At 72.3% G+C, this 25,277-nt stretch carries 21 protein-coding genes; 14 read left to right on the top strand and 7 right to left on the bottom strand.

Features of this window, described 5'->3' with window-relative positions:
• Positions 1 to 6: 6 nt before the first annotated feature.
• Together E5N76_RS17480 and bcp are read left to right on the top strand one after the other, a co-directional pair.
• Positions 7 to 2,982 carry a bifunctional [glutamine synthetase] adenylyltransferase/[glutamine synthetase]-adenylyl-L-tyrosine phosphorylase gene (locus E5N76_RS17480; protein WP_149538612.1) on the top strand — a complete coding sequence of 992 codons (2,976 nt, stop codon included), beginning with the start codon at positions 7 to 9 and terminating at the stop codon, positions 2,980 to 2,982.
• Positions 2,983 to 2,998: 16 nt separating this feature from the next.
• Positions 2,999 to 3,472, top strand: a complete 474-nt coding sequence (gene bcp / locus E5N76_RS17475) for a thioredoxin-dependent thiol peroxidase (RefSeq protein ID WP_149538611.1) — start codon at positions 2,999 to 3,001, stop codon at positions 3,470 to 3,472.
• A 177-nt stretch (positions 3,473 to 3,649) separates the two neighbouring features.
• Here bcp and E5N76_RS17470 read toward each other — a convergent pair whose 3' ends face one another.
• Both E5N76_RS17470 and E5N76_RS29580 read right to left on the bottom strand, forming a co-directional pair.
• On the bottom strand, positions 3,650 to 4,282 hold the full coding sequence (locus E5N76_RS17470; RefSeq protein ID WP_149538610.1) for an aspartate/glutamate racemase family protein: 633 nt from the start codon (positions 4,280 to 4,282) through the stop codon (positions 3,650 to 3,652).
• 11 nt (positions 4,283 to 4,293) lie between these two features.
• On the bottom strand, positions 4,294 to 4,845 hold the full coding sequence (locus tag E5N76_RS29580) for a hypothetical protein (protein ID WP_187830230.1): 552 nt from the start codon (positions 4,843 to 4,845) through the stop codon (positions 4,294 to 4,296).
• A 132-nt stretch (positions 4,846 to 4,977) separates the two neighbouring features.
• Here E5N76_RS29580 and E5N76_RS17460 point away from each other — a divergent pair, with 132 nt between their 5' ends.
• The 3 genes from E5N76_RS17460 to E5N76_RS17450 all read left to right on the top strand — a co-directional run bounded on the left by E5N76_RS17460 (position 4,978) and on the right by E5N76_RS17450 (position 8,988).
• The gene (locus E5N76_RS17460; protein ID WP_149538608.1) at positions 4,978 to 5,880 is read left to right on the top strand and encodes a PHP domain-containing protein; all 903 of its coding nucleotides are present in this window, start codon (positions 4,978 to 4,980) and stop codon (positions 5,878 to 5,880) included.
• 542 nt (positions 5,881 to 6,422) lie between these two features.
• Entirely contained in the window at positions 6,423 to 7,397 is a 975-nt protein-coding gene (locus tag E5N76_RS17455; protein WP_149538607.1) for a Bug family tripartite tricarboxylate transporter substrate binding protein, read from the top strand.
• Between the two features lie 493 nt (positions 7,398 to 7,890).
• Entirely contained in the window at positions 7,891 to 8,988 is a 1,098-nt protein-coding gene (locus E5N76_RS17450) for a site-specific DNA-methyltransferase (protein WP_149538606.1), read from the top strand.
• A gap of 154 nt (positions 8,989 to 9,142) precedes the next feature.
• Here the strand turns inward: E5N76_RS17450 and E5N76_RS17445 are convergent, their stop codons facing one another.
• Positions 9,143 to 11,224 (bottom strand): methyl-accepting chemotaxis protein, encoded by a 2,082-nt coding sequence (locus E5N76_RS17445; RefSeq protein WP_149538605.1) that lies wholly within the window; start codon positions 11,222 to 11,224, stop codon positions 9,143 to 9,145.
• 107 nt (positions 11,225 to 11,331) lie between these two features.
• Between E5N76_RS17445 and E5N76_RS17440 the strand changes: the two genes are divergently transcribed.
• Both E5N76_RS17440 and E5N76_RS17435 read left to right on the top strand, forming a co-directional pair.
• Positions 11,332 to 12,549 carry a M20/M25/M40 family metallo-hydrolase gene (locus E5N76_RS17440; RefSeq protein WP_149538604.1) on the top strand — a complete coding sequence of 406 codons (1,218 nt, stop codon included), beginning with the start codon at positions 11,332 to 11,334 and terminating at the stop codon, positions 12,547 to 12,549.
• Between the two features lie 398 nt (positions 12,550 to 12,947).
• The gene (locus E5N76_RS17435) at positions 12,948 to 13,589 is read left to right on the top strand and encodes a YcbK family protein (RefSeq protein ID WP_187830229.1); all 642 of its coding nucleotides are present in this window, start codon (positions 12,948 to 12,950) and stop codon (positions 13,587 to 13,589) included.
• Between the two features lie 410 nt (positions 13,590 to 13,999).
• Here the strand turns inward: E5N76_RS17435 and E5N76_RS17430 are convergent, their stop codons facing one another.
• Entirely contained in the window at positions 14,000 to 15,046 is a 1,047-nt protein-coding gene (locus tag E5N76_RS17430; RefSeq protein WP_235907747.1) for an amino acid ABC transporter substrate-binding protein, read from the bottom strand.
• Between the two features lie 141 nt (positions 15,047 to 15,187).
• Between E5N76_RS17430 and E5N76_RS17425 the strand changes: the two genes are divergently transcribed.
• From E5N76_RS17425 to E5N76_RS17415, 3 genes are all read left to right on the top strand, one after another.
• Positions 15,188 to 15,637, top strand: a complete 450-nt coding sequence (locus E5N76_RS17425; protein ID WP_149538601.1) for a GNAT family N-acetyltransferase — start codon at positions 15,188 to 15,190, stop codon at positions 15,635 to 15,637.
• A gap of 85 nt (positions 15,638 to 15,722) precedes the next feature.
• On the top strand, positions 15,723 to 16,721 hold the full coding sequence (locus E5N76_RS17420) for a tripartite tricarboxylate transporter substrate binding protein (protein WP_207792010.1): 999 nt from the start codon (positions 15,723 to 15,725) through the stop codon (positions 16,719 to 16,721).
• Positions 16,722 to 16,992: 271 nt separating this feature from the next.
• Positions 16,993 to 17,670 (top strand): RES family NAD+ phosphorylase, encoded by a 678-nt coding sequence (locus E5N76_RS17415; protein WP_149538600.1) that lies wholly within the window; start codon positions 16,993 to 16,995, stop codon positions 17,668 to 17,670.
• Between the two features lie 286 nt (positions 17,671 to 17,956).
• On the opposite strand, the gene E5N76_RS17410 is transcribed toward E5N76_RS17415, so the two are convergent.
• Positions 17,957 to 18,535, bottom strand: a complete 579-nt coding sequence (locus tag E5N76_RS17410) for a YqaA family protein (RefSeq protein WP_149538599.1) — start codon at positions 18,533 to 18,535, stop codon at positions 17,957 to 17,959.
• A gap of 262 nt (positions 18,536 to 18,797) precedes the next feature.
• On the opposite strand from E5N76_RS17410, the gene E5N76_RS17405 reads away from it, so the two are divergent.
• A complete protein-coding gene (locus E5N76_RS17405; RefSeq protein WP_149538598.1) occupies positions 18,798 to 20,063 on the top strand; it encodes an MFS transporter in 1,266 nt (421 codons plus the stop codon).
• Between the two features lie 382 nt (positions 20,064 to 20,445).
• Positions 20,446 to 21,549, top strand: a complete 1,104-nt coding sequence (locus E5N76_RS17400) for a class I SAM-dependent methyltransferase (RefSeq protein WP_149538597.1) — start codon at positions 20,446 to 20,448, stop codon at positions 21,547 to 21,549.
• 132 nt (positions 21,550 to 21,681) lie between these two features.
• On the opposite strand, the gene E5N76_RS17395 is transcribed toward E5N76_RS17400, so the two are convergent.
• Positions 21,682 to 22,359 carry a helix-turn-helix transcriptional regulator gene (locus tag E5N76_RS17395; RefSeq protein WP_187830228.1) on the bottom strand — a complete coding sequence of 226 codons (678 nt, stop codon included), beginning with the start codon at positions 22,357 to 22,359 and terminating at the stop codon, positions 21,682 to 21,684.
• A gap of 257 nt (positions 22,360 to 22,616) precedes the next feature.
• Here E5N76_RS17395 and E5N76_RS17390 point away from each other — a divergent pair, with 257 nt between their 5' ends.
• Both E5N76_RS17390 and E5N76_RS17385 read left to right on the top strand, forming a co-directional pair.
• On the top strand, positions 22,617 to 23,513 hold the full coding sequence (locus E5N76_RS17390; protein ID WP_149538595.1) for an EamA family transporter: 897 nt from the start codon (positions 22,617 to 22,619) through the stop codon (positions 23,511 to 23,513).
• An 85-nt stretch (positions 23,514 to 23,598) separates the two neighbouring features.
• Entirely contained in the window at positions 23,599 to 23,817 is a 219-nt protein-coding gene (locus E5N76_RS17385; protein ID WP_149538594.1) for a hypothetical protein, read from the top strand.
• A gap of 661 nt (positions 23,818 to 24,478) precedes the next feature.
• On the opposite strand, the gene E5N76_RS29575 is transcribed toward E5N76_RS17385, so the two are convergent.
• A complete protein-coding gene (locus E5N76_RS29575; RefSeq protein ID WP_187830227.1) occupies positions 24,479 to 25,183 on the bottom strand; it encodes a hypothetical protein in 705 nt (234 codons plus the stop codon).
• Positions 25,184 to 25,277 lie beyond the last annotated feature (94 nt).

Below are 25,277 nucleotides of genomic sequence, written 5' to 3'. Positions count from 1 at the left end.
TCCGGTATGTCCATCCCGTCCGGGCGCCTGCCGCGCCCCTTCGATTCCGACGCCGTCGACCGCCTGCTGGAACGCTTCGCCGAGCGCGACGCTGCCTGCCGCGCCTATGCCGCCACTGCGGAGGGGACGGCGCTGCTCGCCCGGCTGGGCGGCAACAGCCCCTATCTCTCCGATCTCGCGGTGCGGGAATCCGCCACCCTGCTGCGCCTGGCGGAGCGCGGGCCGGACGAGACCTTCGCCCTGGCGCTGGACCCGCTGGGCCGGGCCGATCCCGGGGCGGGGCGGGAGGCCGTGGCGGCGCTGCTGCGCCAGGCCAAGCGGCAGGGCGCGCTGATCGTCGCGGTCGCCGACCTCACCGGGCAATGGGCGCTGGAACGGGTGACGGGGGCGCTCTCCGAGCTGGCGGAGCAGGCCATCGATTTCGCCGCCGGTCATCTGCTGCTTGCCGCGGCGGAACGGGGCGAGCTGCGGATCTCCCGCGGCCGCAACGGCGATGCCCGGGCCATCGGCAAGGGCAGCGGCCTCGCCATTCTCGGCATGGGCAAGCTGGGCGGCAGGGAGCTGAACTATTCCTCGGATGTCGACCTCATGGTGCTCTATGACCCGGAGGCGGCAGCCTATCACAGCGACCGGGCGGGCGCCGCCTATGTCCGCCTCGCCCGCGATCTCGTGCGGCTGCTGGAGGAGCGGACGGCGGATGGCTACGTCTTCCGCACCGATCTGCGGCTGCGCCCCGATCCGGCGGCGACGCCGCTCGCGGTCTCGCTCAACGCCGCCATCACCTATTACGAGAGCATGGGGCAGAATTGGGAACGCGCGGCGATGATCAAGGCGCGGCCGGTCGCCGGGGACCGCGCGCTGGGCGAGCATTTCCTGCGCGAGATCCGGCCCTTCGTCTGGCGCCGTCATCTGGACTTCGCCGCCGTCGCCGACATCCATTCCATCAAGCGGCAGATCCATGTGCACAAGGCCGCGAGGGGCGCGGGCGCCACGGTGGCGCTGGCCGGGCATGATGTGAAGCTGGGGCGGGGCGGCATCCGCGAGATCGAGTTCACCGCCCAGGTGCTGCAATTGATCTGGGGCGGGCGGGACCCGGCGCTGCGCGACCCGACGACCTTGGGCGCCCTGGCGGCGCTGGCCGGTGCGGGCAAGCTGGACCGGCGGGCGGCGGCGGATCTGGCGGATGCCTACCTCTTCCTGCGCGACCTGGAGCACCGGCTGCAGATGGTGAACGACCGGCAGACCCACCGGCTGCCGGAGGATGAAGCGGGGCTGGCCCGCATCGCCGCCTTCATGGGCTTCGCCAGCACGGATGAATTCGCCGCCGCCTTCCTCAGCCATCTCCAGCGGGTGGAGCGGCACTACGGGAAATTCTTCGAGGCGGCGCCGGCGCTGTCCGAGGAAGGTGGGGGGAATGGCGGCAACCTCGTCTTCACCGGCGTGGAGGATGACCCGGAGACGCTGGCGACGCTGAAGCGGCTGGGCTTCGCCGATTCGCCCTCCATCGCCGCGCTGGTCCGCGGCTGGCACCATGGGCGGCCGCGGGCCACCCGCAGCGCAAGGGCGCGGGAGCTGCTGACGGAGCTGATGCCGACGCTGCTCGCCGCCTTCGGCCGGCAGAGCCATCCGGACCAGGCGCTGGTACGCTTCGACCGGGTGCTGGCCCGCCTGCCGGCGGGGGTGCAGATGCTCTCCCTGCTGCACCGGAATCCCGCCATGCTGGATAGGCTGGCCGGCATCCTCGGCGCGGCGCCGCAGCTTGCTGACCATCTGGCGCGCAACGCCGCGGCGCTGGACGGGCTGCTGGCCGGGACCTTGGCGCCGGAGGGCGCCGATCCCAGCGCCGCCCTGCCTGCTTTGGTGAAGGATGCGCGGCATTTCGAGGAGGCGCTGGAAGCCGCCCGCCGCCTCGCCACCGAGCGGAAATTCGAGATCGACGCCGCCGCCTTCGAGGGCGCGCTGGACGCCGACCTGGCCGGGGAGCTGCGCTCGGACCTGGCGGACTCCGCCATTTCTGCGCTGCTGCCGCGCATCGCCGCGGATTTCGCCGAGCGCTTCGGCCGGGTGGCGGGCGGCGCCATGGCGGTGCTGGCCATGGGCAAGCTCGGCGGGCGGGAGATGCTGCCGGGCTCCGACCTCGATTTGGTGCTGCTCTACGACCATGACCCGGAGGCGGTGGAGAGCACGGGCGGCAGGCGGTCCCTGGCGCCCTCCGAATACTTCATCCGGCTGGCGCCGCAGATCGTCGCCGCCATCACCGCCCCGGGGGCGGAGGGGCGGCTGTGGGAGGTGGATATGCGGCTGCGGCCTTCGGGCAACAAAGGCCCGGTCGCGATCCGCCTCTCCGCCTTCGAGCAGTACCACCGGGAGAATGCCTGGACCTGGGAGCGCATGGCGCTGACCCGGGCGCGGCCGATCGCCGGGCCGCCGGCCCTGAAACGCCGGGTGGCGGAGGCGCTGCGCGCGGCCATGCTGAAGCCCGGCGCGGCGGAGCCGGCCCTGGCGGATGCCGCCGCCATGCGGGCGCGCATGCTGCGGGAGCTGCCGGCCGAGGGCCCCTGGGATGTGAAGGCGATGCCGGGCGGGCTGATCGAGGTGGAGTTCATCGCCCAGGCGCTGCAGCTCCGCCACGGGCCGGCGCGGCCGGAGGTGCTGGCGACCACCACGCGGGTGGCGCTGGCCCGGCTGGGCAAGGCCGGGCTGCTGCCGGCGGCGGAGACGGAAGCGCTGATCGCCGCCGACCGGCTGTGGCGCACCGTCATCGGCATGGTGCGGCTGACGGTGGGGAAGACGAAGGAGGCCAGCCTGCCCGCCCCGGCGGCCGAGGCGATGCTGCGCGCCGTGGCGCTGCTGCTGCCCGCGCCGGCGGTTGACCTGCCCGCGCTGCGCGGCCAGATGCGGGAGATGGCGGCCGAGGTTCGGGCGATCTTCGAGCGCCGGGTGGGGCCGCTGGCGGAAGCGCGGGACCGCGCCGGGCCGTGACGGGATGGGGGACGGAATGAGCGGGACGGAATTGGCCGAGGGCGCGCCGGCGCCGGATTTCTCCATGCCGGCCAGCGGCGGGCGGCAGGTGAGCCTGGAGGCGCTGAAGGGCAGGCCCTTTCTGCTGTATTTCTACCCGAAGGCGGATACGCCCGGCTGCACCCAGCAGGCCTGCGGCATTCAGGAAGCCCTGCCGCAGCTCGGCAAGCTGGGGCTGACGGTGATTGGCGTCAGCCCGGACAAGCTGCCGCCCATCGAGAAATTCGCGCAGAAATTCGGGCTGGAATTCCCGCTGGCCTCCGATGTGGACCATAAGGTGGCGGAGGCCTACGGGACCTGGGTGGAGAAATCCATGTACGGGAGGAAGTACATGGGAATGGAGCGCAGCAGCTTCCTGGTCGGGGCGGATGGGACGCTGGTGAAGATCTGGCGCAAGGTGAAGCCGGCCGCGCATGCGGGCGAGGTGCTGAAGGCCGCCGCGGCGCTGTAGTGCCAGGGGCTCCGCCCCTGGACCCCGCCGGGGACCGGACCGGTCCCCGGACCCCGGTGTGAGTTTGCTGGTTGAACCTGCCGACTCGCGGCGGGGTCCGGGGGGAAGCCTTCCCCCCGGCGGGAGTGCAGAGGGCAGCGCCCTCTGCCGGGGGCTTGGGGACGAAGCCCCCAACACCTACGCCCCCAGCAACCGCCTCAGCTTCCTAACCGCGCTGTCCGGCGTGGTGAAGACCGGCTTCCCCGTCGCCTCCGCCACCAGCTTCGCCGCCCGGGCCAGGCTGAACTGCGCCAGCGCGATCACGTCGCAATCCGCCAGCGATGTCGCCGCCTCCGCCGCCAGCCGGTCATGCGCCGCCGCATCGCCGGCATCGAGCGCCGCCAGCGCCCCTTCCGCCAGCTTCGGCACCACCGTCACCCCTTCCGGGAATTCCGGCGGCATGCTGTCCAGCGTCGGGGCAAAGGTGGCCAGCAGCCCGATCCGCGTCCCGGCGGCGCAGGCCTCCTCGATCATCGCCTCATTCGGCTTCAGCACCGGCAGCGGGGCATGGGCTTCCGCCACCGCCTCGATGCAGGGGCCGAAGGCGGAGCAGGTGAAGAGAATCCCTTGCGCCCCCGTTCCCGTCGCATAGCGGGCCAGGGTCAGGAAGCGCTCCGTCATCCGCGCATCCAGCTTCCCTGCCTTGGCCAGATCGGCGGAAAGGCTGGTGTCCAGCAGGTTCATCAGCGCCGCCTCCGGCCAGGCCCGGGCGAAGGCCGCCTCGATCGGCGGCGGGGAGTGGCGGAGGGCGTGGATCAGCGCGATGCGCATGGCGGCAGCCCCTACTTCGTCACGCAGCGCTTGAGCGGGGAGGGGAAGTCTCGGCAATTCGGGAAGACGATCTCATCCGGCCCGCGGCGTTCCACGCGCAGCACGTTCGGCCCGCCCTCGCAGCCGAAGCTGGCATCATTGGCGGGGCGGGGGCCCATGGCGCTCATCACCGGCGCCGCGGGGGTGAAGCGGAATTCCAGCCCGCCATCGGGCGTGGCGGCCACCGTCTCGATGTTGCGCTGGCGGTAGGCGACGTCCAGCGGCGTCGCCCGCATCACCACGTCGCGGGTGAAGATCACCACTGGGCTGCCGAAGCAGGCGGGGGTGTCGTTGTCGGCGGCGGGGAAGATGCCGCCGGTCCAGGCGCCGAAGCTCCATTCATGCGGCGGGCCCGGGCGCGGTTGCGCCCCGGCATCCCCCGGGCGCGGTTGCGCCCCGGCATCCCCCGGGCGCGGTTGCGCCCCAGCATCCCCCGGGCGCGGTTGCGCCCCAGCATCCCCCGGGCGCGGTTGCGCCCCAGCATCCAAGGTGGCCGAAAGCGGCAGGCCAAGGATCAGGAGCATCACCCAACGCCGCATGCTTCTCTCCGGACAGGTCATGCGGGTCTTCTAGACCCCTTCCGTGGGGCGGGGAAATGCGGGGTGGCCGGACGCCGCCGGTTCCCCCCTGGCCGGGACCGGCCTACACCTGCCGCCATGCCGCAGGATCCCGCCTTCGCCACGCCCGGCCGCTTCTGGAAGGGCAATATCCACACCCATTCCACCCGCTCGGACGGGGTGCGCGGGCCGGAGGAGGTCTGCGCCGCCTATCGGGAAGCGGGCTACGACTTCCTCGCCCTGACCGACCATTTCATGGCGAAATACGGCTTCCCCATCACCGATACCCGTCCCTTCCGCACCCCCGGCTTCACCACCCTGATCGGCGCGGAGCTGCACGCCCCGGCCACCGGCCTTGGCGAGCTGTGGCACATCCTGGCGGTGGGCCTGCCCTTCGATTTCGCGCCGACCGGCGCGGCGGAAACCGGCCCGGCGCTGGCGGCGCGGGCGGTGGCGGCCGGCGCCTTCGTCGCCATCCCGCATCCCGGCTGGTACGCGCTGACGACGGCGGATGCCGACAGCCTGCCCGGGGCCCGGGCGGTGGAGATCTACAACCACACCTCCGCCCTGCGCACGGCGCGTGGCGACGGCACCTATCTGGTGGACCAGCTCCTGGCCGAGGGGCGGCGGGTGACCATCCTGGCGGTGGATGACGCGCATTTCGCCTGCGACGACGCCTTCGGCGGCTGGCTGATGGTGAAGGCCGCGGCGAATGAGCCGGCGGCGCTGCTGGCGGCGCTGCAGGCCGGCGCCTTCTACGCCACCCAGGGGCCGCGCATCGAGCACATCGAATGGGGGGCGGAGAGCGTCACCATCCGGTGTTCGGAGGCTGCCAGCATCATGGCGCTCGGCCGCGGCTCCCGTGCCGTGCAATCCGTGACACCGGGGCAGCGGGAGGCGACGCTGAAGCTGGAAAAGCTGCGCCCCGGCGGCTTCGCCCGCATCGTGGTGGCGGATGCGGCGGGGCGGCAGGCCTGGTCCAACCCGGTCTGGTTCGACTAGAGCGAAGATGCTCTGGTGTCCTGCCCGCTGCGTTCGCTGGATGTCCAGCGAACGCAGCGGCCAAGCAGGCCATTGAAGGCACAAGCTGGTGGCCTGGGAACGAAGTCCGCAGGACTGCGGAAGCGGGATACCAGGTATCCGGCCCCCGGGCCCTTCTTTCGGTCGCGTGATCTGCGCTGTGCGGTCGGGCCGGCCCGGGCGGCGGTGTTGCTGAGCCGGAGGCCTCCGCGCCCGCGCATGCGAGCAGGCTTGCGGTGGGGAACTCGGGTGTTCGCGCTCCGGGGCGGGAAGCCTTTGCCGTTGCTCGCACCCCGGCTGCCGGCGCCTTGTCCGGCCCCGTGATCACGCTTTCGGTCCGGCGATCGAGCGACCGCGTCCCGAAGCGGGAAGCCTTTGCCGTCGCCCGCGCCCAGGCCGCCGGCGCCGCGAAACACGATTTTCGATGATTATTATCCCGTAAACCACGTTTTTCTGCGCGCTCTCTCTTGCCCTCAGGCACGCCGCTTGCTGTGCTGCACTGCAAAACGGTAGCCGAGGACCAGATGACCACCACTCGCCGTGCCTTGCTTGCGACATTGCCGCTGCTCGCCACCCCCGCCCTGGCGCAGAGCGGCCCCTGGCCGAACCGGCCGGTGCGCATGGTCATCCCCTTCCCGCCCGGCGCCTCCACGGATGCGGTGGGCCGCACCACCGCGGCCGTCATCGGCGCCCGCATCGGCCAGCCGGTGGTGGCGGAAAACCGCGGTGGCGCCGGCGGCAATATCGGTGCCGAGGCGGTCGCGAAATCCGCCCCGGACGGCTACACCCTGCTGATCACCACCATCAGCGCCGCGGTGATGGGCCCGCACCTTTACACCGGCCTGGGCTATGACCCGGTGAAGGATCTGGCGCCGGTCGCCCGCACCTGCCACACGCCGAATTGCATCGCGGTGCGCGCCGACCTGCCGGTGAACACGCTGCAGGAGGCCTTCGACCTCATCCGGTCCCGCCCCGGCGCGCTGACCATGGGCAGCCCGGGCAACGGCACCTCCGGCCACCTGATCGGCGAATCCATCAACCGCGCCGCCGGGCTTTCCCTGCAGCACATCCCCTATCGCGGCACCGCGCCGATGATGACCGACCTGCTCGCCGGCCGCCTCGACGTGGTGCACGACAACCTGCCCGCCTACCTGCCCCAGGCGCGGGAGGGGAAGCTGAAGGTCCTGGCGGTGACCAGCGCCGAGCGCTGGTACTCCGCGCCCGAGATCCCGACCGTGGCGGAGGCCGCCAACATGCCCGGCTTCGCCGCCATGATCTGGTGGGGCGTGCAGGCCCCCGCCGGCACCCCGGCGCCGATCCTCCAGCGCGTCGCCGAGGCCATCCTGGAAGGCTTCGGGACGCCGGAGGTGAAGGAGCGGCTGCAGAGCTTCTCCATCCAGCCGGCGCCGCTCGGCGCCGCGGAATTCGCCGACTTCATGGCCACCGAGTATCGCCGCTGGGGCGAGGTGGTGCGCGAGGCGAAGATCACGCTGGGGTAGCGCGCGATCGCCGAAGGGCGGAGCGCCTGGCGGTGCGACTCACCCGCCGCGAAAGACCCGGCTGGCTGCTGATCCGCACTGCCGTCGGCGTGGACCGGCGGCCAGGGCTTCCTGCCCGCGGCGTTCGCCGGCGAAGAGCGCGGCCCGGCGGGCATGGCGGGCCAGGGGCGAAGTCCGCGGGGCTGCGGAACCAGAGTCGGAGCCTGTCGCAAGCGGGTTCCGGCGATGGATTGGCGAGGGATTTGCATCCTGGCCAGGGTCGCGGCACGGCCGCCACAACGCGGCCAATGCTGGTTGCGTCGGCAAGTTCGCCGACGTCATGCGACCAGCAGGCTGGCGCATGACGCCAGGGGGGAAAAGACCCGCCAGGACACGCCGCAGGCCCTTTTGCGGCAGGCTCTTAGGCCGGCCGGCATCCCGCAGTTGACCGCGACTCCCCCGCCCGCCATCGTGGCCGCCTTGGGGCCGCCGCGTCGCGGGGGCGTGGTGCCGCATGGGGGATGGCTTGGGGACGGGGCCGGAGCTGCTCCTCGACCAGGTGCTGGTCGGGGATTGCGTCGAGTTGATGCGGCAATTGCCGCCGGCCTCGGTGCACGCCATCTTCGCCGACCCGCCCTACAACCTCCAGCTCAAGGGCGATCTCCGCCGGCCGGATGACAGCCTGGTGGATGGCGTGGACGAGGCCTGGGACCGCTTCGCCGACCTCGCCACCTATGACAGCTTCACCCGGGACTGGCTGGGGGAGGCGCGCCGGGTGCTGCGCAAGGACGGCACCATCTGGGTCATCGGCAGCTACCACAACATCTTCCGCCTGGGCACGGCGCTGCAGGATCTCGGCTTCTGGGTGCTGAACGACGTCATCTGGCGCAAGGCGAACCCGATGCCGAATTTCCGCGGCCGCCGCTTCACCAACGCGCATGAGACGCTGATCTGGGCCGCCCATGGCGCCGAGAGCCGCTACCGCTTCAATTACGCCGCCATGAAGTCGCTGAACGAGGAGGTGCAGATGCGGAGCGACTGGTTCATCCCGCTCTGCACCGGCGCCGAAAGGCTGCGCGATGAGAAAGGGGCGAAGCTGCACCCGACGCAGAAGCCGGAGGCGCTGCTGCACCGGGTGATATTGAGCTGCACCCAGCCGGGGGAGGTGGTGCTGGACCCCTTCCTCGGCACCGGGACCACGGCCGCCGTCGCGCGGCGGCTGGGGCGCCGCTATATCGGGCTGGAACGGGACCCCGCCTATGCCGCGGCGGCGAAGGCCCGGATCGCTTCCGTCGAGCCGCTTTCGGAGTCCGCCGCCCTGGTCACCGCCGGCAAGCGCGAGCAGAAGCGCATCCCCTTCGGGCACCTGGTGGAGCGCGGGCTGGTGCCGGCCGGGACAGTGCTGGTGGATCGCGGCCGGCGCTGGCAGGCGGTGGTGGCGGCGGATGGCTCCATCCGCTGCGGCCGGGCACAGGGGTCCATCCACCAGGTCGGCGCTTTGGTGCAGGAGGCGCCGAGCTGCAATGGCTGGGCCTTCTGGCATGTGGAGCAGCCGGGCGGGCGGCTGCGGGTGCTGGATGAGTTCCGGGCTGCCTTGCAGGGGGAGGGTTGAGGAAGGGCTCTGTCCTTCCTCAACGTTGGATGCCCGAAGGGCCGTTTGAACCCATGAATTCCAGGCGCGACGGGCGAGACGCCAAACTCGAGGTTTCCAAAGGCCCTTCGGCCTTTGGCAGAGGGAGCTCGAGGGGGGCGGCGTCCCCCTCGAGCTAAGCCGCGCGCACCACCGCCAAAAACCCATCCACCGTCCCCCGCAGCACATCCGCCTGCCGCGTCAGCCCGCCCGAGGCCTGGCGCAGCTCCACCGTCGCGGCGCCCGCCTTTTCCGCCCCTTCCAGCACGCCCATCGTCTGCCGGCTGACCTCCTCGGTCCCCGCCGCCGCCTGGGCCACGGCGCGGCCGATCTCCTGCGTCGCCGCCGCCTGCTCCTCCGCCGCCGCCGCCACCTGGGCGGAGATGCCGTTCAGCTCCTCGATGGTGCGGGCGATGCCGCGGATCGCTTCCACCGCCCGGCCGGTTTCTGCCTGCATGGCGGCGATCTGCGCGCCGATCTGCTCCGTCGCCCTGGCGGTCTGCGCCGCCAGCGCCTTCACCTCTCCCGCGACGACGGCGAAGCCCTTGCCGGCCTCCCCCGCCCGCGCCGATTCGATGGTGGCATTCAGCGCCAGCAGGTTGGTCTGGCCGGCGATGGAGGAGATCAGCCCCACCACCTCGCCGATCCGCTGCGCCGTGTCGCTCAGCCCCGTCACCGCGGCATCGGTCGCCGCCGCATCCTCCGCGGCGCGGCGGGCGACGCGGGCGCTGTCGGTGATCTGCCGCGCCACCTCGGCGATGCTCGCCGCCAGCTCCTCCGCCGAGGCGGCGACGGTCTGCACATTGGCCGAGGCGCTGCCGGCCGCGCCGGACATGGCCTGGGCCTGGTTGCGTGCGGTCTCCGCCGCGCCGGCCAGCGCGTCCGCGGTGTTTTCCAGCGGCGCCGCGGCGGCGACGAAATGCCCCAGCCCTTCCGCCATCTCGGTCTCGAAGCGGTGGATTTCGGCCCGCAGCTTCTCCGCCCGCGCCACCTTTTCCGCCTGCTCGGCGGCGACGCGCGCGGCGAGCGCAGCGGCCTCGGCGGCGCCGGCGCGCAGCACCTCCACCGCCTTGGCCATGCTGCCGATCTCATCGCCGCGGGCCTGGTGCGGCACGGTGATGCCGTGCTCGCCGCGGGCCAGGGTCTCCACCGTCGCGGTCAGCGTCGCGACCGGCGCCACCACCCGCCGCGCCAGCAGCAGGGTCAGGCCGCAGAGCAAAGCGGCGAGGCCGAGCGTGCCGAGCAGGGCGAGCAGGAACCAGCCCTGCGCCGCGCCTGCCATGGCCGTCGCCCGGTCCAGCGCCTCCTCCAGCGCGGCGTCGCGCACCCGCAGCAGCTCCTGCATCGAGGGGGTGGCGAAGCCGGTGAATTCCGCCGGGGTCATCGGGTAGGTGCTGCCCGCGCGCCCGGCCTCCAGCAGGGTACGGAGCTGCGCCTCCGTTGCCTCGAAATAGCGGCGCTGCACCTCGGTTTCGGCCGCCGCCAGGCGGGGCGGGCGACCGGCGACGCCGATCATCTCGCGAATCGAGCGCCAGGCGCCAAGCGTGCCGCCGCTGGCAGCGGCGACGCTTTCCAGCTCCGCCGGCGTCATCGCGCGGCGGGAGGAGAGGGCGGTGGAAATCGGCAGGATGCGGCGGCTCGCCGCCTCCCGCATCTCCCAGGTGCTGCGGGCGATGCGCAGCATCGCGTCCAGCTCCCCGGTCTGCGCCGCGATGGTGCGGTGGCCGGCATCCAGCGCCGCCACCACCTTGCCGAGCATCGCATTCATCTCCCGCGCCGGCCGCACCTGGAGGCTGCCGGCGCGCTCCGCCCAGGGCAGGCGGATGGCGGCCATGACGTCCCGGCGCAGCGTGGCGAGCTCCCCGGCAAGGCCGGCCAGCGGCGCGCGATGCGCGGCGAGGCTTTCCTCTCCGCTCTGCCGCAGCCCCTCCAGCACCGCCGCCAGGGCCGCATCGGTCTGCCGCTGGATGCCTTGCAGCCGCTCGATCACCTCGGGCTCGGCGGGCGTGGGCACGGCGACGCGGATGACGTAATTGCCGCGCTCGATCACCAGGGTTTCGATCAGCCGCAGCAGGTCCTTCGCCGCACGGGTGAGCTGCGCCGCCTCCCGCGCCGCGGCGCCGCGCTGCCATTGCTGCAGCGCGATGCCGCCGCCGACGGCAAGCCCGACGATGGCGATCGCGGCCATGGCCGCGCCGAAGAGCGTTCTGATGCGCATTTTTGCCGCCTTTCCCTGTCAGTGGTGGGAGGGATAGGCTATGTCGATTGAGGAACCCTGAATGGCGCCCTGGCACGACCTGCTGCGCGCCGGGGTGCGGAGGCCGCATGCAGGACGCCGCCGAGACCATCGCCCGCATCCGCGCCCATCCCCGGTTCCGGGCGGCGCTGGAGGTGCTGGCGGCGGAGCATGAGCGCACCGTCGAGGACACCATCCGCCTGACCGAAATCCCCAGCCCGCCCTTCCAGGAGGCGGCGCGCGCCAGCGCCTATCTGGAGATGCTGCGGGCGCATGGGCTGGCGGAGGTGGAGCAGGATGCCGTCGGCAATGTGATGGGCCGCCGGCGGGGCAGCGGCAATGGCCGGACCGTGGTGGTGGCCGCGCATCTGGACACCGTCTTCCCCGAGGGCACGGATGTGCGCGTGCGGCGGCAGGGGACGAAGCTCTTCGCCCCCGGCATCGGCGACGATACGCGGAGCCTGGCCGTCAACCTCGCCTTCCTGCGGGCCATGGATGCGGCCGGCATCGTGACGCGCTGCGACCTGCTCTTCCTCGGCGATGTGGGGGAGGAGGGGCTGGGCGATTTGCGTGGCGTGCGGCATTTCTTCCAGGAGGGGCGGCACCGCGACCGGATCGACGCCTTCTTCACCGTGGACAGCCCGGAGGTGGACCGCATCGTCACCGGCGGCGTCGGCAGCAAGCGGTTCCGCGTGGTGTTCCGCGGGCCGGGCGGGCACAGCTTCGGCGCTTTCGGCCTGGTGAACCCGGCCTATGCCATGGCGCGGGCCAGCCTGGCGCTGGCCGGGCTGGCGGCGCCGGGCGCGCCGAAGACGACGCATTGCGTCAGCGTCCTCGGCGGCGGCACCTCGGTGAACGCCATCCCGAACGCGGTCTGGATGGAGGTGGATCTGCGCAGCGAGTCCGCCGCCGAGCTGGCGCGGCTGGAGGGCGAGTTCCTGGACGGCGTGGCGGCGGCGGTGGCGGCCGAGAACGCGGCGCGCTCGACGCGGGAGGGGGCCGTGACGGTGGAGATCGCCCCGATCGGCGACCGGCCGGCCGGGGCGACGCCGCGGGATTCGACGATGGCGCAGCTTGCCGCCGCGGCGGTGGCGGCGGAGGGCTATATCCCGGTGTTCGAAAGCTCCTCCACCGATGCGAACATCCCGATGAGTCTCGGCATTCCGGCGCTGCGCATCGGCAGTGGCGGGCGCGGCGGGCGGGCGCATTCGCTGGAGGAGTGGATCGACGTGGAGAAGGGCGAGTGCCTGCGCGGCATGGCGGCGAGCCTGGCCACGATCCTGGCGGTGGCGGGGTTCGAGGCGTAGCGCCGCCGCGCTGAGGGGCCTCACGCGAGAGCTGGCGCTTGCCCCGAGCTGCTGGGTGGTGTGGACGGATCCGGTCCAGAGCAGGGCGCCGGCGGGCGTGATGAAGGCAGCGTAGGTCCGGGCGGTTTCCCGCATCGGAAGGCGGCGCGCCTGACGCGCTTGAGCTTGCCGAAGCAGTGCCCGATGCGAGTGCGGCAGCGTCGGGGGCGCCCGGGGAAGCAGGCCGTCCGGTGCCGCGGCGAGTCGGGATGATGGGGCAGGTGCCTTGTCGGCCTGCCGCCCTGCGGTTGAGGGCAGCACGCGAAAGCGCGATCCAAAGTGGATTGTGAATCACGGTATGCCGAGATCGCGCGAGGTTGGGTTCCGCCGCGTACCGCGACCGACTAGCAGCAATGGCGATGAACCGACGCATCCTGTTGCTTGGTGCCGCCATCCCGGCCCTGGCTGCGACCATCATACCTGCGGCTCATGCGGCCCCTGACAGGCGGGATGGGCGTCGCCCGGCCGGCCCGATGTCGAGGCGCCTGCAGTTGCGGCACGCGGCAACGGGTGCCCGCTTCTCCGGACCCTACCATGACGGGAGGGCAGCCGATCCGGTCGCCATGGCCGAGCTTTCCATCGTCCTGGCCGATACCCGCACCGGCGCCGTGCGGCCATTTGACCCAAGGGCGATCGACATCCTGTGGGAAGTGGCCCGCCAGACCAGGCTCGGTGGCGATGAGCTGGTCGTGCTGTCCGGCTACCGCACGCCGGAGACCAATGCCGCCGTCCACGGCGCCGGCGACAGCCAGCATCTGCGGGCAGGCGCGCTCGATGTGTATGTTCCGACGGCGCAGCTGGCCGGCTTCGGGGACGCCGCCCTGGCATTGCGGCGCGGCGGCGTGGGCGTCTACGGGCGGCACAGCTTCGTCCACCTCGACAGCGGACCGGTGCGGCGATGGGGCGACGTCGCCCCCGGCCCGGCCGGGCCCGCCGTGGCACAACAGGACGACCGAATTGTCCTTTTGAGAAAGGCATGGGCCGCTACGCGCGGGCGCTAGAGCAGATCGCCGGAGGGCGGCATCGCCCGGAGGCGTGAATCTGCTCTACAATCCATAAGCTAGAGCAGATCGCCGGAGGGCGGCATCGCCCGGAGGCGTGAATCTGCTCTACAATCCATAAGCTAGAGAGGTTTCGCGCTGCACAGTCAGCGTGAAACCGCTCTAGCAGGCTGCAGAAAAAGTCCCTCGGCATCGCGCGGAAGTCCGAAAAGAATCGAGGAAAGGCGCGTCGCGATCAGCCATGCGCATCGGCGGCGTGACGCGAAGCAAGGCACGGCGGGCGGCATGAGGGGGCAAATGCCGCCCCGGCGGCCCTGGTGCGGTTGGCGCGGTCGGTGATCACGGCGCGGGGGTGACCTCCGGGGCCAAGGTTGCGCAGCGTTTCGAAGCTTCGCCTGCGAGTTCAAGGCCTATTGCCACAGCCAGGACATCAGCATCCCGCCCTCGGTCCACAGCCGGTTGGGCCCGCGCTCCATGCCCAGCACCTTGCCCGGGCCGCGCTCGAACACCTCGGCGTAATTGCCCACCTGCAGCACCACCTCATAGGCCCAAGCGGCCGGCAGCCCCCAGCCGGTGCCGACATTCTCCGTCAGGCCAAGGAAGCGGCGGATCTTCGGGTCCTGCGTCGTGGCGCGAATCTGCCCCACATTGGCGCTGGTCAGCCCCATCTCCTCCGCCTGGATCAGCGCGAACACCGCCCAGCGCGTCAGTGCCGCCCATTCCGGGTCGCCATTCCGCACCAGCACCCCATGCGGCTCCTTGAACACCAGCTCCGGCAGCAGGACCAGCTCGTCCGGGGTGGGGGAGGCGGCGCGGTTGCCGGAGAGGTTGATCATGTCGTTGCTGATCGCGTCGCACCGGCCGGCCTGGAACGCCGCCAGGATGCTCGGCGGCGTGTCGAAGGGCACGGTGGTGATGCGGATGTTCTTCTGCCGCGCCCAATCCGCCAGGTTCCGCTCGATCTCGCTGGCCAGCGTCGCGCAGAAGGTGGCGCCGTCGAGCTGCGCCGCGCTGGTGATGTTCAGCCGCTTATGCACCAGGATGCCCTGGCCGGTGAAGAAATGCGGCACGGTGATGGTCAGCCCCATCTGGCTGTCCCGCGCCACGGTCAGCGCGGTGGTGCGGGAGAGCATGTCGATCTCGCCCGATTGCAGCGCGGTGAAGCGCGTCGCCGTGGTGGTGCCGACGAAGCGCACCTTGGACGCATCACCGAACACCGCCGTCGCGACGGCGCGGCAGATATCGGTGTCGAAGCCGCGCCAGACGCCGTTCGCATCGGGCTGGGACATGCCGGCCAGCCCGGTGGAGACGCCGCAGGAGACGACGCCATTGCGCCGCACCGCGTCCAGCGTGGTGCCGGCCTGCGCCGCGGCGGCCAGGCCGCCCGCCAGCATCGCGCCCGCCAGCAGGCGCTTCACCCACTCCCGCATCGCCCTCTCCTCCGGTGGTCCCGGCATGGGCAGGCAGGAACCGTGCCAGCGACGGGCCGTTCCGCCGCGGCGCAATCTCGCGCGGCCGCACAGGCGAAGCGCGTGATCCGCGCAGGCCCGGTGCGCGATCCTGTGCCATCCTCGCGGAACCATGCCCAGGCCCGCCCCATGACCGATCTGCGCATCCGCGCTGCCGCCGCCGATGACCTCCCCGCCCTGCTGGCGCTCTACCGCCACCTGAACCACGAGGATCCGACGCCGCCGCCGGAGCTCACCGCCGCCGCCTGGCAGGCCATGCTGGCGATGCCGGGCCTCACCGTCTTCCTGGCGGAGCGCGGGGGCGAGGCGGTGGCGACCTGCACCCTAATCCAGGTGCCGAACCTGACGCGCGGCACCCGCCCCTACGCCTTCGTCGAGAATGTGGTGACCCATGCGGATCACCGCCGCCAGGGCATTGGCCGCGCGGTGCTGGCGGCGGCGCTCGCCGCCGCCTGGCAGGCGGGCTGCTACAAGGCGATGCTCCTCACCGGCTCGAAGCAGGACTCGACCTTCCGCTTCTACGAAGGCGCCGGCTTCCGCCGCGGGGAGAAGACCGGGTTCATCGCCCGCCCTGGCTGACGGGACGGTTGCCCCGCCGCCGCCGCTGTGGTCCGATCCCGGCCAAGGCCGCCCGCACCGTGCGGCCGTTCCGGGAGGACCACCCATGCCCCGCCGCCCCCTGGTGGCCATGCGCCGCCGCACGATTCTGGCCGGCCTCGCCGCCGCGCCGCTTGCCGCTCCCGGCATCCGCTCCGTCCGGGCCCAGGGGGCGGCCTACCCGGACCACCCGCTGAACATGGTGCTGGCCTTCCCGGCCGGCGGCGGCACGGATGTCGCCGCCCGGCCCCTGGCGAAGATCATGGAGAAATATCTCGGCCAGCCCATCGTGGTGACGAACCGGCCGGGCGCCGCCGGGGAGATCGGCTTCACCGAGCTCGCCCGCAGCAAGCCGGATGGCTACACCATCGGCTTCATCAACACGCCGACCATCGTCACCATCCCCATCGAGCGGCCGCAGGCCCGCTTCCGGCTGGATGATTTCGCCCCGGTGCTGAACATCGTGGATGATCCCGGCGCCGTCTGGGTGCTGCCGGACAGCCCGATCAGGACCGTCCCCGACCTGGTGGCAGAGGCGAAGAAGCGGCCGGGGCAGATCAGCTACGGCACCTCCGGCATCGGCTCGGACGACCATCTCGCCATGCTGGCGCTGGAGCGGGTGGCGGACATCAAGCTGCTGCACGTGCCCTTCGCCGGCGGCGCGCCGGTGCGGACCGCGACGCTCTCCAAGCAGATCGAGCTGGCGGTGACGAATATGGGGGAGGCGATCGGCGATTACCGCCAGGGGATGTTCCGCCCGATCGGCCAGATGGGCACCAGCCGCTGGCCGGTGATGGCGGATGTGCCGACCTTCCGCGAACAGGGTTTCGACGTGGTCGAGGGCTCCATGCGCGGCCTGGCGGCGCCGGCCGGCCTGCCGCGGCCGGTGCTGGAGAAGCTGGTGAGTGCTGCGCGCCAGGCGGCGGAGGATCCGGAATGGCAGGCCGTCGCGACCCAGCTTGCCCTGCCGCTGCGGCTGCTCGGCCCGGACGAGTACCGGGCGGAGCTGGTCGCCATGCGGGACCATTACGGCAAGCTGTGGCAACAGCATCCCTGGCGGGATTGATCTCCACGCGCATGCTGCACGGTGCCGCGGGAGGCGCTTGGGGCCGGAGGGCTCGCCCGGCCTGAAGCGGGAGGCCGCGGCAGGGCAGGGCCGCATGCGGCAATTTCCCGAAAAGGGCTCCTGACGGGCGCCCCGGCCGATCCTGCCGCGTCGGCCGGCCGGCCATGCTCGGCCATTCGCGGTTGCCTTGTGCGGCAGGGCAACGGGCGGCGCGGGCGGCAATCTTGCGGCCTGCGACGAACCGCGGCGTGGCGGCGGCGCTTCCGCCGGCATGGCGAAGGCAGCGGATGCAACGCGGGAGATGGAGGCGTTCGGCGCACATCTCGCGCGCTACCCCTATCTCGGCCTGGACCATCCGGTGGGGCGGCGCATCCTGGCGGCGGTCCGGCGGGCGCCGAAGCTGATTCTCAAGGACGCGCTCTGGCACCGCGCCCGGCTGCCGAGCGGGCCGGAACGCCACACCGCGGCGGAGATGGGCCCGCCCCCGGCGAATTGGACCGAAGGCCGCTTCAACCATCATGGCCAGAGCGTCTTCTACCTCGCCTCCACGGTGCACGGCGCCTGTGCGGAGACCGCGCCGCAGCCGCGCTGCATCCTCTGGGTGCAGGATTTCCGCGCCCGCCAGATGCGGGGGCTGCTGGACCTGGCGGGCGTCACCGGCGCCCGCCCCGGGCGCGGCGGCGTGCTGCTGACCGCCGGGTTGAATGCGGTGATGGACCGGCTGCGGCCCGATCCGGGCAGCCCCTGGAAGCCGGAATATTTCGTCCCGCGCTTCGTCGCCGATGCGGCGCGGGCGGCGGGCTTCCGCGGCATCCTCTACTGCAGCACGCGATTCGAGGGGTACAATGCCGTGCTGTTCGACTGGACGGCGCGGGAGATCCGGCCGGAAGGCCGGCCGAGCATCCTGGAATGGCCGCTGCCGCGGGGGCAGAATAGGGCGGCGTCCTGAGGGGCGTCCCCTCTGGCTGCCTCCGCCCATGCCCCGCTGCCTGGCAATCCTCCATGCCGGGATGCGAAGAAGGCGCCGTGCCGACGGGCTCCCTTCGGCCGCCTCTGCCTTACTTCGGCCGTGGCTGCTTTATGGCATGGGCTCCCCTGCCATGGGGAGCGTGGCGAACGCGTGCCTTCGCCGTCCCTACCCGCTGCCCTGCCGCGGCGGCAGGCTGTGCGAGGCCTCAGGCCCCCAGCGACTCCGGGGCCCCCACGAAGCCGCGCAGCGGTTTCGTGGGGAATGATCAGACGTAGCGCAGCGCGAGGAAGCCCAGCACGATGCCGGCCGCGGCAGCCGTCGTCACCAACGTCAGCCGCTGCTCGATGAAGCCCTGGATCGGCGGGCCGAAGCGGCGCAGCAGCCAGGCCAGCAGGAAGAACCGCGCCCCCCGCGTCACGATGCTGGCGGCGAGGAAGATGGGAAAACTGAACAGCGCCGCGCCGGAGGCGATGGTCACGATCTTGTAGGGGATCGGCGTCAGCCCCTTGATGAGGATGACCAGCGCCCCCCAGCGGTCATACCAGCCCTGGAAGCGGATCAGCGCATCGGCATGGCCATAGGCGCGCAGCACCGGCTCGGCCAGCGCCTCGAACAGGAAATAGCCGATGGCATAGCCGAGGATGCCGCCCAGCACCGAGGCGATGGTGCAGATCAGCGCATAGCGATAGGCGCGGTCCGGCTTCGCCAGGCACATCGGGATCAGCATGGCGTCGGGCGGGATGGGGAAGACGCTGCTTTCCGCGAAACTCACCACGGCCAGCCAGGAGGGCGCCCTGGGGTGCCCGGCCAGCCGCAGGACCAAATCGTAAAGGCGTCGCAGCATCCTTGCATCCCCTGCAGCCCGGCGCGGCTTGGCACACCAGGGGCAGGGAGGCAATTCACGAGGCAATTCACGGCCCATTGCCCCGCGCTTGCCGCATGCCTTCCCCGGGCCGCCATGCGGCGGCAAGGCTTGTAACGGCGCCCGCCGGAATGGGACACAAGCCACCCTGGAGATCATTCGCGCCGGTGGCGGCCGCTCCGTCAGGCCCGCCGGCTGGCGGGCCGGGCGGTCGCCTGCCGGCGAAAGGCGGAGGAAGCGCGGCATGGCGGGTACAAGCGGGGCGGCAACGCCGCCCCCGGCGGGGAGCGGAGGGGCGGGCCGGGGGGCCGGCCCCGCCATATCGGTCGGCCTGCTGCTGGCCTGCGGCGTCATGGCCGCGGCGCTGGCCATGGGGCTGCGCCAGAGCTTCGGCCTGTTCCTGGCGCCGATGACCGCCGCCAAGGCCTGGGGCGCGGCGGATTTCTCCTTCGCCATCGCGCTGCAGGTGCTGGTGAACGGCCTCACCCAGCCGCTCTGGGGCCAGCTTGCGGACTGCATCGGCGGCCGGCGGGTGGTGATGCTGGGCGCGGCGCTGCAATTCGCCGGCGTGCTGGGCATGGCGCTGACGGACAGCCTGCTGGTCTTCACCCTGCTGGCCGGGCTGGTGGTGGGTGCCGCCGTGTCCGCCGCCGGCATGCCGGTCATCATGGCCAGCCTGACGCGGCTGCTGCCGGAGAAGCTGCGCAGCCGCGCCACCGGACTCGGCACCGCCGGCTCCTCCTTCGGGCAATTCCTGGTGGTGCCGCTGGCGCATGTCGCGATCGCCGGCTTCGGCTGGCAGGCGGCGCTGGTGATCGTGGCGTTGACCGCGCTGGCCATGATCCCGCTCGCCTTGCCGCTGAACGACGCGCCCGCCCCCCGCGCCGCCGGCGCCCCGGCCGAGGAGACGGCGCGGGAGGCGCTGGGCCGGGCCTTCCGCACGCCCTCCTTCTGGTTCCTGTTCTTCGGCTTCTGGGTGTGCGGGCTGCATGTCTCCTTCATGGGGGTGCACCTGCCGGGCTTTGTCGCCTCCTGCCACCTGCCGGCCGCGGTGGGGGCAGGGGCGATCAGCCTGATCGGGCTGTTCAACGTGGTGGGCTCGCTGGGGGCGGGGGAGATTTCCGGGCGCTGGTCGCGGCGCGGGCTGCTGGTGGCGATCTATGCGCTGCGCGGCGTCGTCATGGCGGTGTTCCTCTTCGTGGAGAAGACCACGGCCTCCGTGCTGCTGTTCTCGGCGGTGATGGGGGTGCTGTGGCTGTCCACCGTGCCGCCCACGGTGGCGCTCTGCGCGCGGAATTTCGGCACGCGCTGGCTGGCGACGATCTTCGGGCTGGTGTTCCTGGGGCACCAGATCGGCGGGTTCACCGGGGCCTGGCTGGGCGGGCTGATCTTCGACCGGACCGGGAGCTACGACCTGATGTGGTCCATCTGCATCGCGGCGGCGGCCTTCGCGGCGCTGGTGCATCTGCCGGTGAAGGACGGGCCGAGGGTGGCTTTGGCCCGGGCTTAGCGCGGGATCGGGCGGGCGAAGCTCAACCGATCCCGCTCCGGTGTACGGCGCGCGAAGTCGCCGGATTTCCGCATCGGGACACCGGTGTCGAGGAAGGGCTCTGCCCTTCCTCGAACTCCTACCCTTTGGAAACCATGCGTTCGGGCGCGACGGTCGAGACGCCGAACTCAAAGGTGCAAAGGCCCCGGCGCCTGCCGCATTGCAATGAAGGCCGGCCAGGCTTGTTTCTGATCAGGCTGTTGCGCAGACTGGAACGCGACCCCATCGGGAACCCAGGAATGCGGCATCTCCAGGCGCTCGAACCCCTGCCCGGCACGGCCCGACTCTGCCCGCCGCGCGGCCGCGGTGCCGCCGCCGGGTTGTGCCGCCGGAGGCACGGGGGATGAGTGGCACGCTTGCCGCCATGGGCCTCGGCACGCCGCTCACCCCCGAATTGGTCCGCGCGGCCTATGCGCTGATCCTCGGCCGCGAGCCGGAGAGCCAGGCGGCGATCGACTTCCACCTGCGCCTCGCCGATGTGAAGACGCTGGGCGAGGTGCTGCTGAACTCCCGGGAGTTTCAGCTTCGCCAGCCGCCCCGCCCGCACGAGCATCAGGTCTTCGCCGGCTACGGCCCCGGCGATCGCGCGATCCTGGATGCCTTCACGCCATGGCAGGGGACCGCGCCGCCGGACCGCTACGTCAATTGGCTCGGCGTCTCGGTGCGCACCGCCTTCGTCCGCTCCACCCTGCCCTTCGGCGGCATGGTCGAGGGCCGGCCGGAACCGGTCGGCAGCCTGCAGGGCGAGACCGCGGAATGGATCGCCGTGCTGCGCAGCGTCCTCGCCGCCGCGCCCGGGCGCTACGCGATGCTGGAGCTGGGCGCGGGCTACGGCCCCTGGATGGCGATCACCGCCTGCGCCGCACGGCAGCGCGGCATCGGGCGGCTCCGCCTGTACGGGGTGGAAGGCGATGCGGATCGCTGCGCCTTCCTGCACACGCATATGCGGGACAATGGCATCGCGCCGGAGTCCTACGTGGCGCTGCATGGCGCGGTGGGGAAGGCGGCGGGCACCGTCGAATGGGGCGTCGCGCCGGAGGCGGCGCAGCATTACGGCGCCCGCCCGCTGGAGGCCGGGCTGGTGGATTATGCCGGCATCGCGCATGTCGCGACCCGGCGCCTGCCGATGCTGGGCATCGAGGAGCTGCTGCGCCGCGAGCCGCAATGGGACCTGGTGCATCTCGACATCCAAGGCGGCGAGGCGGAGGTGTGCCGCGCCGGCATCAAGGCGATGGAGGAGTGCGTGCGGCGGGTGGTCATCGGCACGCATAGCCGCGCCCTGGATGGCGAGGTGATGCGCCTCTTCCACGATGCCGGCTGGGTGCTGGAGGCGGAGAAGCCGGCGGTCATGCAGTGGCGCGCCGGCACGGCGCTGGAGGCGCTCACCACCGTGGATGGCCTGCAGGCCTGGCGAAACCCCCGGCTGGCCGGCGAGGTCCCGGGCTGAGGCGCCTGGGGGCGGTGACCGGCGCCTGCCTGATCCGCCGCCGTGCCGTTCCGGACGCCGCGCCAGGTGCAGCAGCCTGCTAGAGCGTGATCGGTTTCGGTCGATTCGACCTCAACCGATCTGCTCTAGGGGTCAATCCCCCTGCACGAACCAGGCGCGGTGCAGCGCCTCCGCCGGCAGCGCGAAGCGCTCCTCCAGCACCGCTGAGGCTAGCACCCGTTCCGTCCGGAAATGCCGGTAATCCTGCCGCTTCTCGCACCAGGCGCCGAGCAGGGTGGCATCCTCGTAATAGGCCATGGCGATGGGCCAGATGACGCGCTGCGTCCGCCGCCCCTCGGCATCCGCATAGTCCAGGTGCAGCTTCCGCCGCTCCCGGATCGCCTGGCGCAGCAGGCTCAGGTCGATGCCCTGCGGCACCGCAGCGCTGCCGGTGGCGACCCAGAAGGGCGCTTCCAGCATGTCCCGCCTAAGGCTCTCCGGCAGCGCCGTCGCCAGCTTGGCCAGCACCCCTGCCGCCGCCCGGGCGAGGCCGGCATCGCCCGCCTGCCGCACCATCCGGGCGCCGAGGGCGATGGCATCGATCTCCTCCGCGCTGAACATCAGCGGCGGCAGCTCGAAGCCCGGGCGCAGCACGTAGCCGAGGCCGGCGGCGCCCTCGATGGGCACGCGGCGGGCCTGCAGCGTAGCGATGTCCCGGTAGATGGTCCGCTCCGCCACCTCCAGCCGTTCCGCCAGGGCGCGCGCCGTCACCGGCCGCGGCGCGACGCGCAGCGTCTGGATGATGTCGAACAGGCGGTCGGCGCGGCGCATGGCGGTCCTCCGAGGCGCGACGGCTCCTGACATAACCCTGTCAGGAGGGGGTGGCTAGTGTCCCGCTTCCGAAGTCCTGCGGACTTCGTTCTCGGGCCACTGGCCTTTTGGTTTCAGTGGCCTGCTTGTCCGTGGCATTCGCTGGAAATCCAGCGAATGCCACGGACAGGACACCAGGGTCCGGCCCTGCCGGTCCCGGGCCGCGCCGATGGCGCGCCGGGGACGGCCAGGCCCCTGAAGGCAAAGGCTCCTTCGCCATGTCCGCTCGCCTCGCCGCCGCCCCGGCCGCCACCCCCTCCAGCGCCGCCCGGGGCGTGGGCTGCATCCTCGCCTCCGCCCTGCTGTTCAGCACGGCGGGGTTGTTCACCGGCCTGGTCGCGGCCGATCCCTGGACCATCCTGGTCTGGCGCGGCGTTTGCGGCGGGCTGTTCCTCGCCGGCTGCGTCGCCTGGCAGGGCGGCTTGCGGGCGCTGCATCCGTGGCGATGGCTTTCCCGCCCGGCCCTGGCGGCGGCAGGATGCTCCACCCTCGGCACGCTGCTCTACATCCATGCGCTGCGGCTGAGCTCGGTGGCGGAGGTGACGCTGCTCTTCGCCACGGCGCCCTTCCTGGCCGCCGCCTTCGCCTGGGCCTGGCATGGCGAGAAGCCGGCCCGGGCGACGCTGCTGGCCAGCCTGCTGGCGCTGGCCGGGGTGGCGCTGATGACCGGGGCGGCGCCGGGCAGCGGCCATCTGTTGGGCAATTTGCTGGCCTTGGGGATGACGGCGCTGATCGCCGCCATGATGGTCATCATTCGCCGCCACCGGGCGCTGCCCATGCTTCCGGCCGCCTGCCTCTCCGCTTTCGCCTCGGCCTTGCTGGCGCTGCCCCTGGCCCGGCCCTTCGCGGTGACGGGGGCGGAGGCGGGCTGGCTGGCGCTGTTCGGCGCCGGGCAATTCGGGCTGGGGCTGCTGCTGCTGACCCAGGGCAGCCGGCTTCTGCCGGGGGCGCGGGCGGCGCTGCTGGGCAATGCGGAGCTGCCCTTGGCGCCGCTCTGGGTCTGGCTGGCCTTCGGCAGCCTGCCGCCGGCCGGGGCCTGGGCGGGGGGCCTGGTGGTGGTGCTGGCCCTGGCGATCGACCTGCTGGCGGCGCGGCAAGCGGCAGCTCCGCGCTGATTTCCCCGGATTGACATCTGATTTCCATCGCACCCCGCGCGCGAAGGGGTGCACACTCCCCGCGTGCGGCGATGGGAGAGCGCGCATGCACAAGGACAACATCCCCCATCTGCCGCCTGGGGTTTCGGCTCTGGGCGGGGCGGCCTGCGGGCTGAGCTATGAAGGCGCCCTGCGCGATGCCATGGCGCGGGAGGAGCGGGACCGCCGCCGGGAGGCCGGCCGCCACCGCGCCCCGCCGGTGCCGCAGCAGCAGCAGCAAGGCCAACGGGTTTCGCAGGAGCAGGGCCGGCAGGCCGGCGGCTGAGGCGAGGGGCCGGCCGGCCGCCTCCGCGGCTGTTCTGGTGTCCCGATTCCGCAGTCCTGCGGACTTCGCTCTCGGGCCACTGGCTTTTTGTTTTCAGTGGCCTGCTTGTCCGCTGCGTTCGCTGGAAATCCAGCGAACTTGGTGGGCAGGACACTAGAGCGGGGCGGTTGAGCTGCACTCAACCCTGCTCTAGCTCATTGTTCGGTCGCGTGATTCACGGTTTCGGTCAATTCGACCTCAACCGATCACGCTCTAATCCGGTGCGCCGCCCGTCACCGTCGAGCGTATCGCAGGTTCCGGTCGTGGGGCGGCCATGGGGCGAGGGCGGGCGGCTGCCGAGGCCTGTTCGGCCGGGACGTCCCTTTCCCGTTCCGGCCCGGCGCGCCTCGAGCGCATCTCAGGCCCCGACCGTGATCCGTTTTCGTGTCAGGGATGCCGCGAAGCGGCACCGCGCGGGACGCCCAAGGCGTGCATTCGCACGGCGCGCGGCGAGGTCCTTGCCAGGAAAGCCGGACTCAGGGCCGGGGCGGATACTCGCCTTGGCGGTATCCAAGGCGCCTGAAAGCGCCTTCGCTTGCACAGGCCCTCGTGCCCCGCCACCGGTTGTCCCGCCCAGGCGTTGCCACGCGAAGCGCCGCCCGCCCGGCCCCGGCCTGCCACCTCACCCCACCCGCAATTGCGCCGCCAGCCCCCGCCGCCAGCCCAGCGCCAGGGCCGCGTGCCGCGCCGGCTCCGCCGTCCAGCCCCGGTGCAGCGCCAGCAGCGTGCCCAGCAGCGGCGCCGCCGCGCCCCAGCCCGCCGCCGAGAAGGCGTCCCCCGACAGCACGGGCGGGGCAGGGCGCAGCCCCGCCGCCAGCAGCGCCGCGGCGGCGATGTCGCAGCCCTGCTGCTCCATCGCGTCCGGCACCAGCCCGGTCAGCAGCCAGGCCAGGGCGGCGGCGAAGCCGGGCGCCCAGGCCTCGCCCAGCCCGGCCGCCACCCCGGCCGGCTCCGCCAGGGCGCGCAGGCTGCGGGCCAGCGCGTCCCTCGGCTGCGGCGGCGGGCCGGCCAGCGCCAGCCCATCCGTCCAGGCCAGCCTTGCCGCCCCGGAGGCCGAGGGGGTGGGGTGCAGGCTGGCGATGCGTTCGGAGAGGCCGGGATCCTCCGGCGCCAGGCCGAGCGCCCCGCGCAGCAGGGCGCCCAGCTTCTCGAAGGCTGCCAGCGCCCCGCGCAGCTCCGGCTGCAGCACGATCTCCGGCCGCGGCCCGTCCCGCAGGGTGATGCGGCAGGGCAGCCCCTGCAACTCCCGCAGGGCGGCGGGCAGCGTCAGCTCGATGCTGCCGCTGCCGGCGCCCGAGGAACGGATGCTGCGGGTTCCCAATTCCATGCCGATGCCCCATGCGCCTGACGCCCCATGCGCCCGGCGCCCAAGCCCCATCGCCCGGCGGGCGCCCCGCCGGATGGTCAGAACCCATCCGTGC

The organism is Siccirubricoccus phaeus (assembly GCF_008360935.1).
GTDB classification, from domain to species: Bacteria; Pseudomonadota; Alphaproteobacteria; order Acetobacterales; family Acetobacteraceae; genus Siccirubricoccus; species Siccirubricoccus phaeus.
This window is presented reverse-complemented; position numbering and strand designations above follow the sequence as displayed.

Coding starts and splice junctions, on each gene's coding strand:
- E5N76_RS17480 (WP_149538612.1), top strand. CDS start 7: ATGTCCATCCCGTCCGGGCGCCTGCCGCGCCCCTTCGATTCCGACGCC.
- bcp (WP_149538611.1), top strand. CDS start 2,999: ATGAGCGGGACGGAATTGGCCGAGGGCGCGCCGGCGCCGGATTTCTCC.
- E5N76_RS17470 (WP_149538610.1), bottom strand. CDS start 4,282: ATGCGCATCGCGCTGATCCACGCCCTCCGCCACTCCCCGCCGCCGATC.
- E5N76_RS29580 (WP_187830230.1), bottom strand. CDS start 4,845: ATGCTCCTGATCCTTGGCCTGCCGCTTTCGGCCACCTTGGATGCTGGG.
- E5N76_RS17460 (WP_149538608.1), top strand. CDS start 4,978: ATGCCGCAGGATCCCGCCTTCGCCACGCCCGGCCGCTTCTGGAAGGGC.
- E5N76_RS17455 (WP_149538607.1), top strand. CDS start 6,423: ATGACCACCACTCGCCGTGCCTTGCTTGCGACATTGCCGCTGCTCGCC.
- E5N76_RS17450 (WP_149538606.1), top strand. CDS start 7,891: ATGGGGGATGGCTTGGGGACGGGGCCGGAGCTGCTCCTCGACCAGGTG.
- E5N76_RS17445 (WP_149538605.1), bottom strand. CDS start 11,224: ATGCGCATCAGAACGCTCTTCGGCGCGGCCATGGCCGCGATCGCCATC.
- E5N76_RS17440 (WP_149538604.1), top strand. CDS start 11,332: ATGCAGGACGCCGCCGAGACCATCGCCCGCATCCGCGCCCATCCCCGG.
- E5N76_RS17435 (WP_187830229.1), top strand. CDS start 12,948: ATGAACCGACGCATCCTGTTGCTTGGTGCCGCCATCCCGGCCCTGGCT.
- E5N76_RS17430 (WP_235907747.1), bottom strand. CDS start 15,046: ATGCCGGGACCACCGGAGGAGAGGGCGATGCGGGAGTGGGTGAAGCGC.
- E5N76_RS17425 (WP_149538601.1), top strand. CDS start 15,188: ATGACCGATCTGCGCATCCGCGCTGCCGCCGCCGATGACCTCCCCGCC.
- E5N76_RS17420 (WP_207792010.1), top strand. CDS start 15,723: ATGCCCCGCCGCCCCCTGGTGGCCATGCGCCGCCGCACGATTCTGGCC.
- E5N76_RS17415 (WP_149538600.1), top strand. CDS start 16,993: ATGGCGAAGGCAGCGGATGCAACGCGGGAGATGGAGGCGTTCGGCGCA.
- E5N76_RS17410 (WP_149538599.1), bottom strand. CDS start 18,535: ATGCTGCGACGCCTTTACGATTTGGTCCTGCGGCTGGCCGGGCACCCC.
- E5N76_RS17405 (WP_149538598.1), top strand. CDS start 18,798: ATGGCGGGTACAAGCGGGGCGGCAACGCCGCCCCCGGCGGGGAGCGGA.
- E5N76_RS17400 (WP_149538597.1), top strand. CDS start 20,446: ATGAGTGGCACGCTTGCCGCCATGGGCCTCGGCACGCCGCTCACCCCC.
- E5N76_RS17395 (WP_187830228.1), bottom strand. CDS start 22,359: ATGCGCCGCGCCGACCGCCTGTTCGACATCATCCAGACGCTGCGCGTC.
- E5N76_RS17390 (WP_149538595.1), top strand. CDS start 22,617: ATGTCCGCTCGCCTCGCCGCCGCCCCGGCCGCCACCCCCTCCAGCGCC.
- E5N76_RS17385 (WP_149538594.1), top strand. CDS start 23,599: ATGCACAAGGACAACATCCCCCATCTGCCGCCTGGGGTTTCGGCTCTG.
- E5N76_RS29575 (WP_187830227.1), bottom strand. CDS start 25,183: ATGGAATTGGGAACCCGCAGCATCCGTTCCTCGGGCGCCGGCAGCGGC.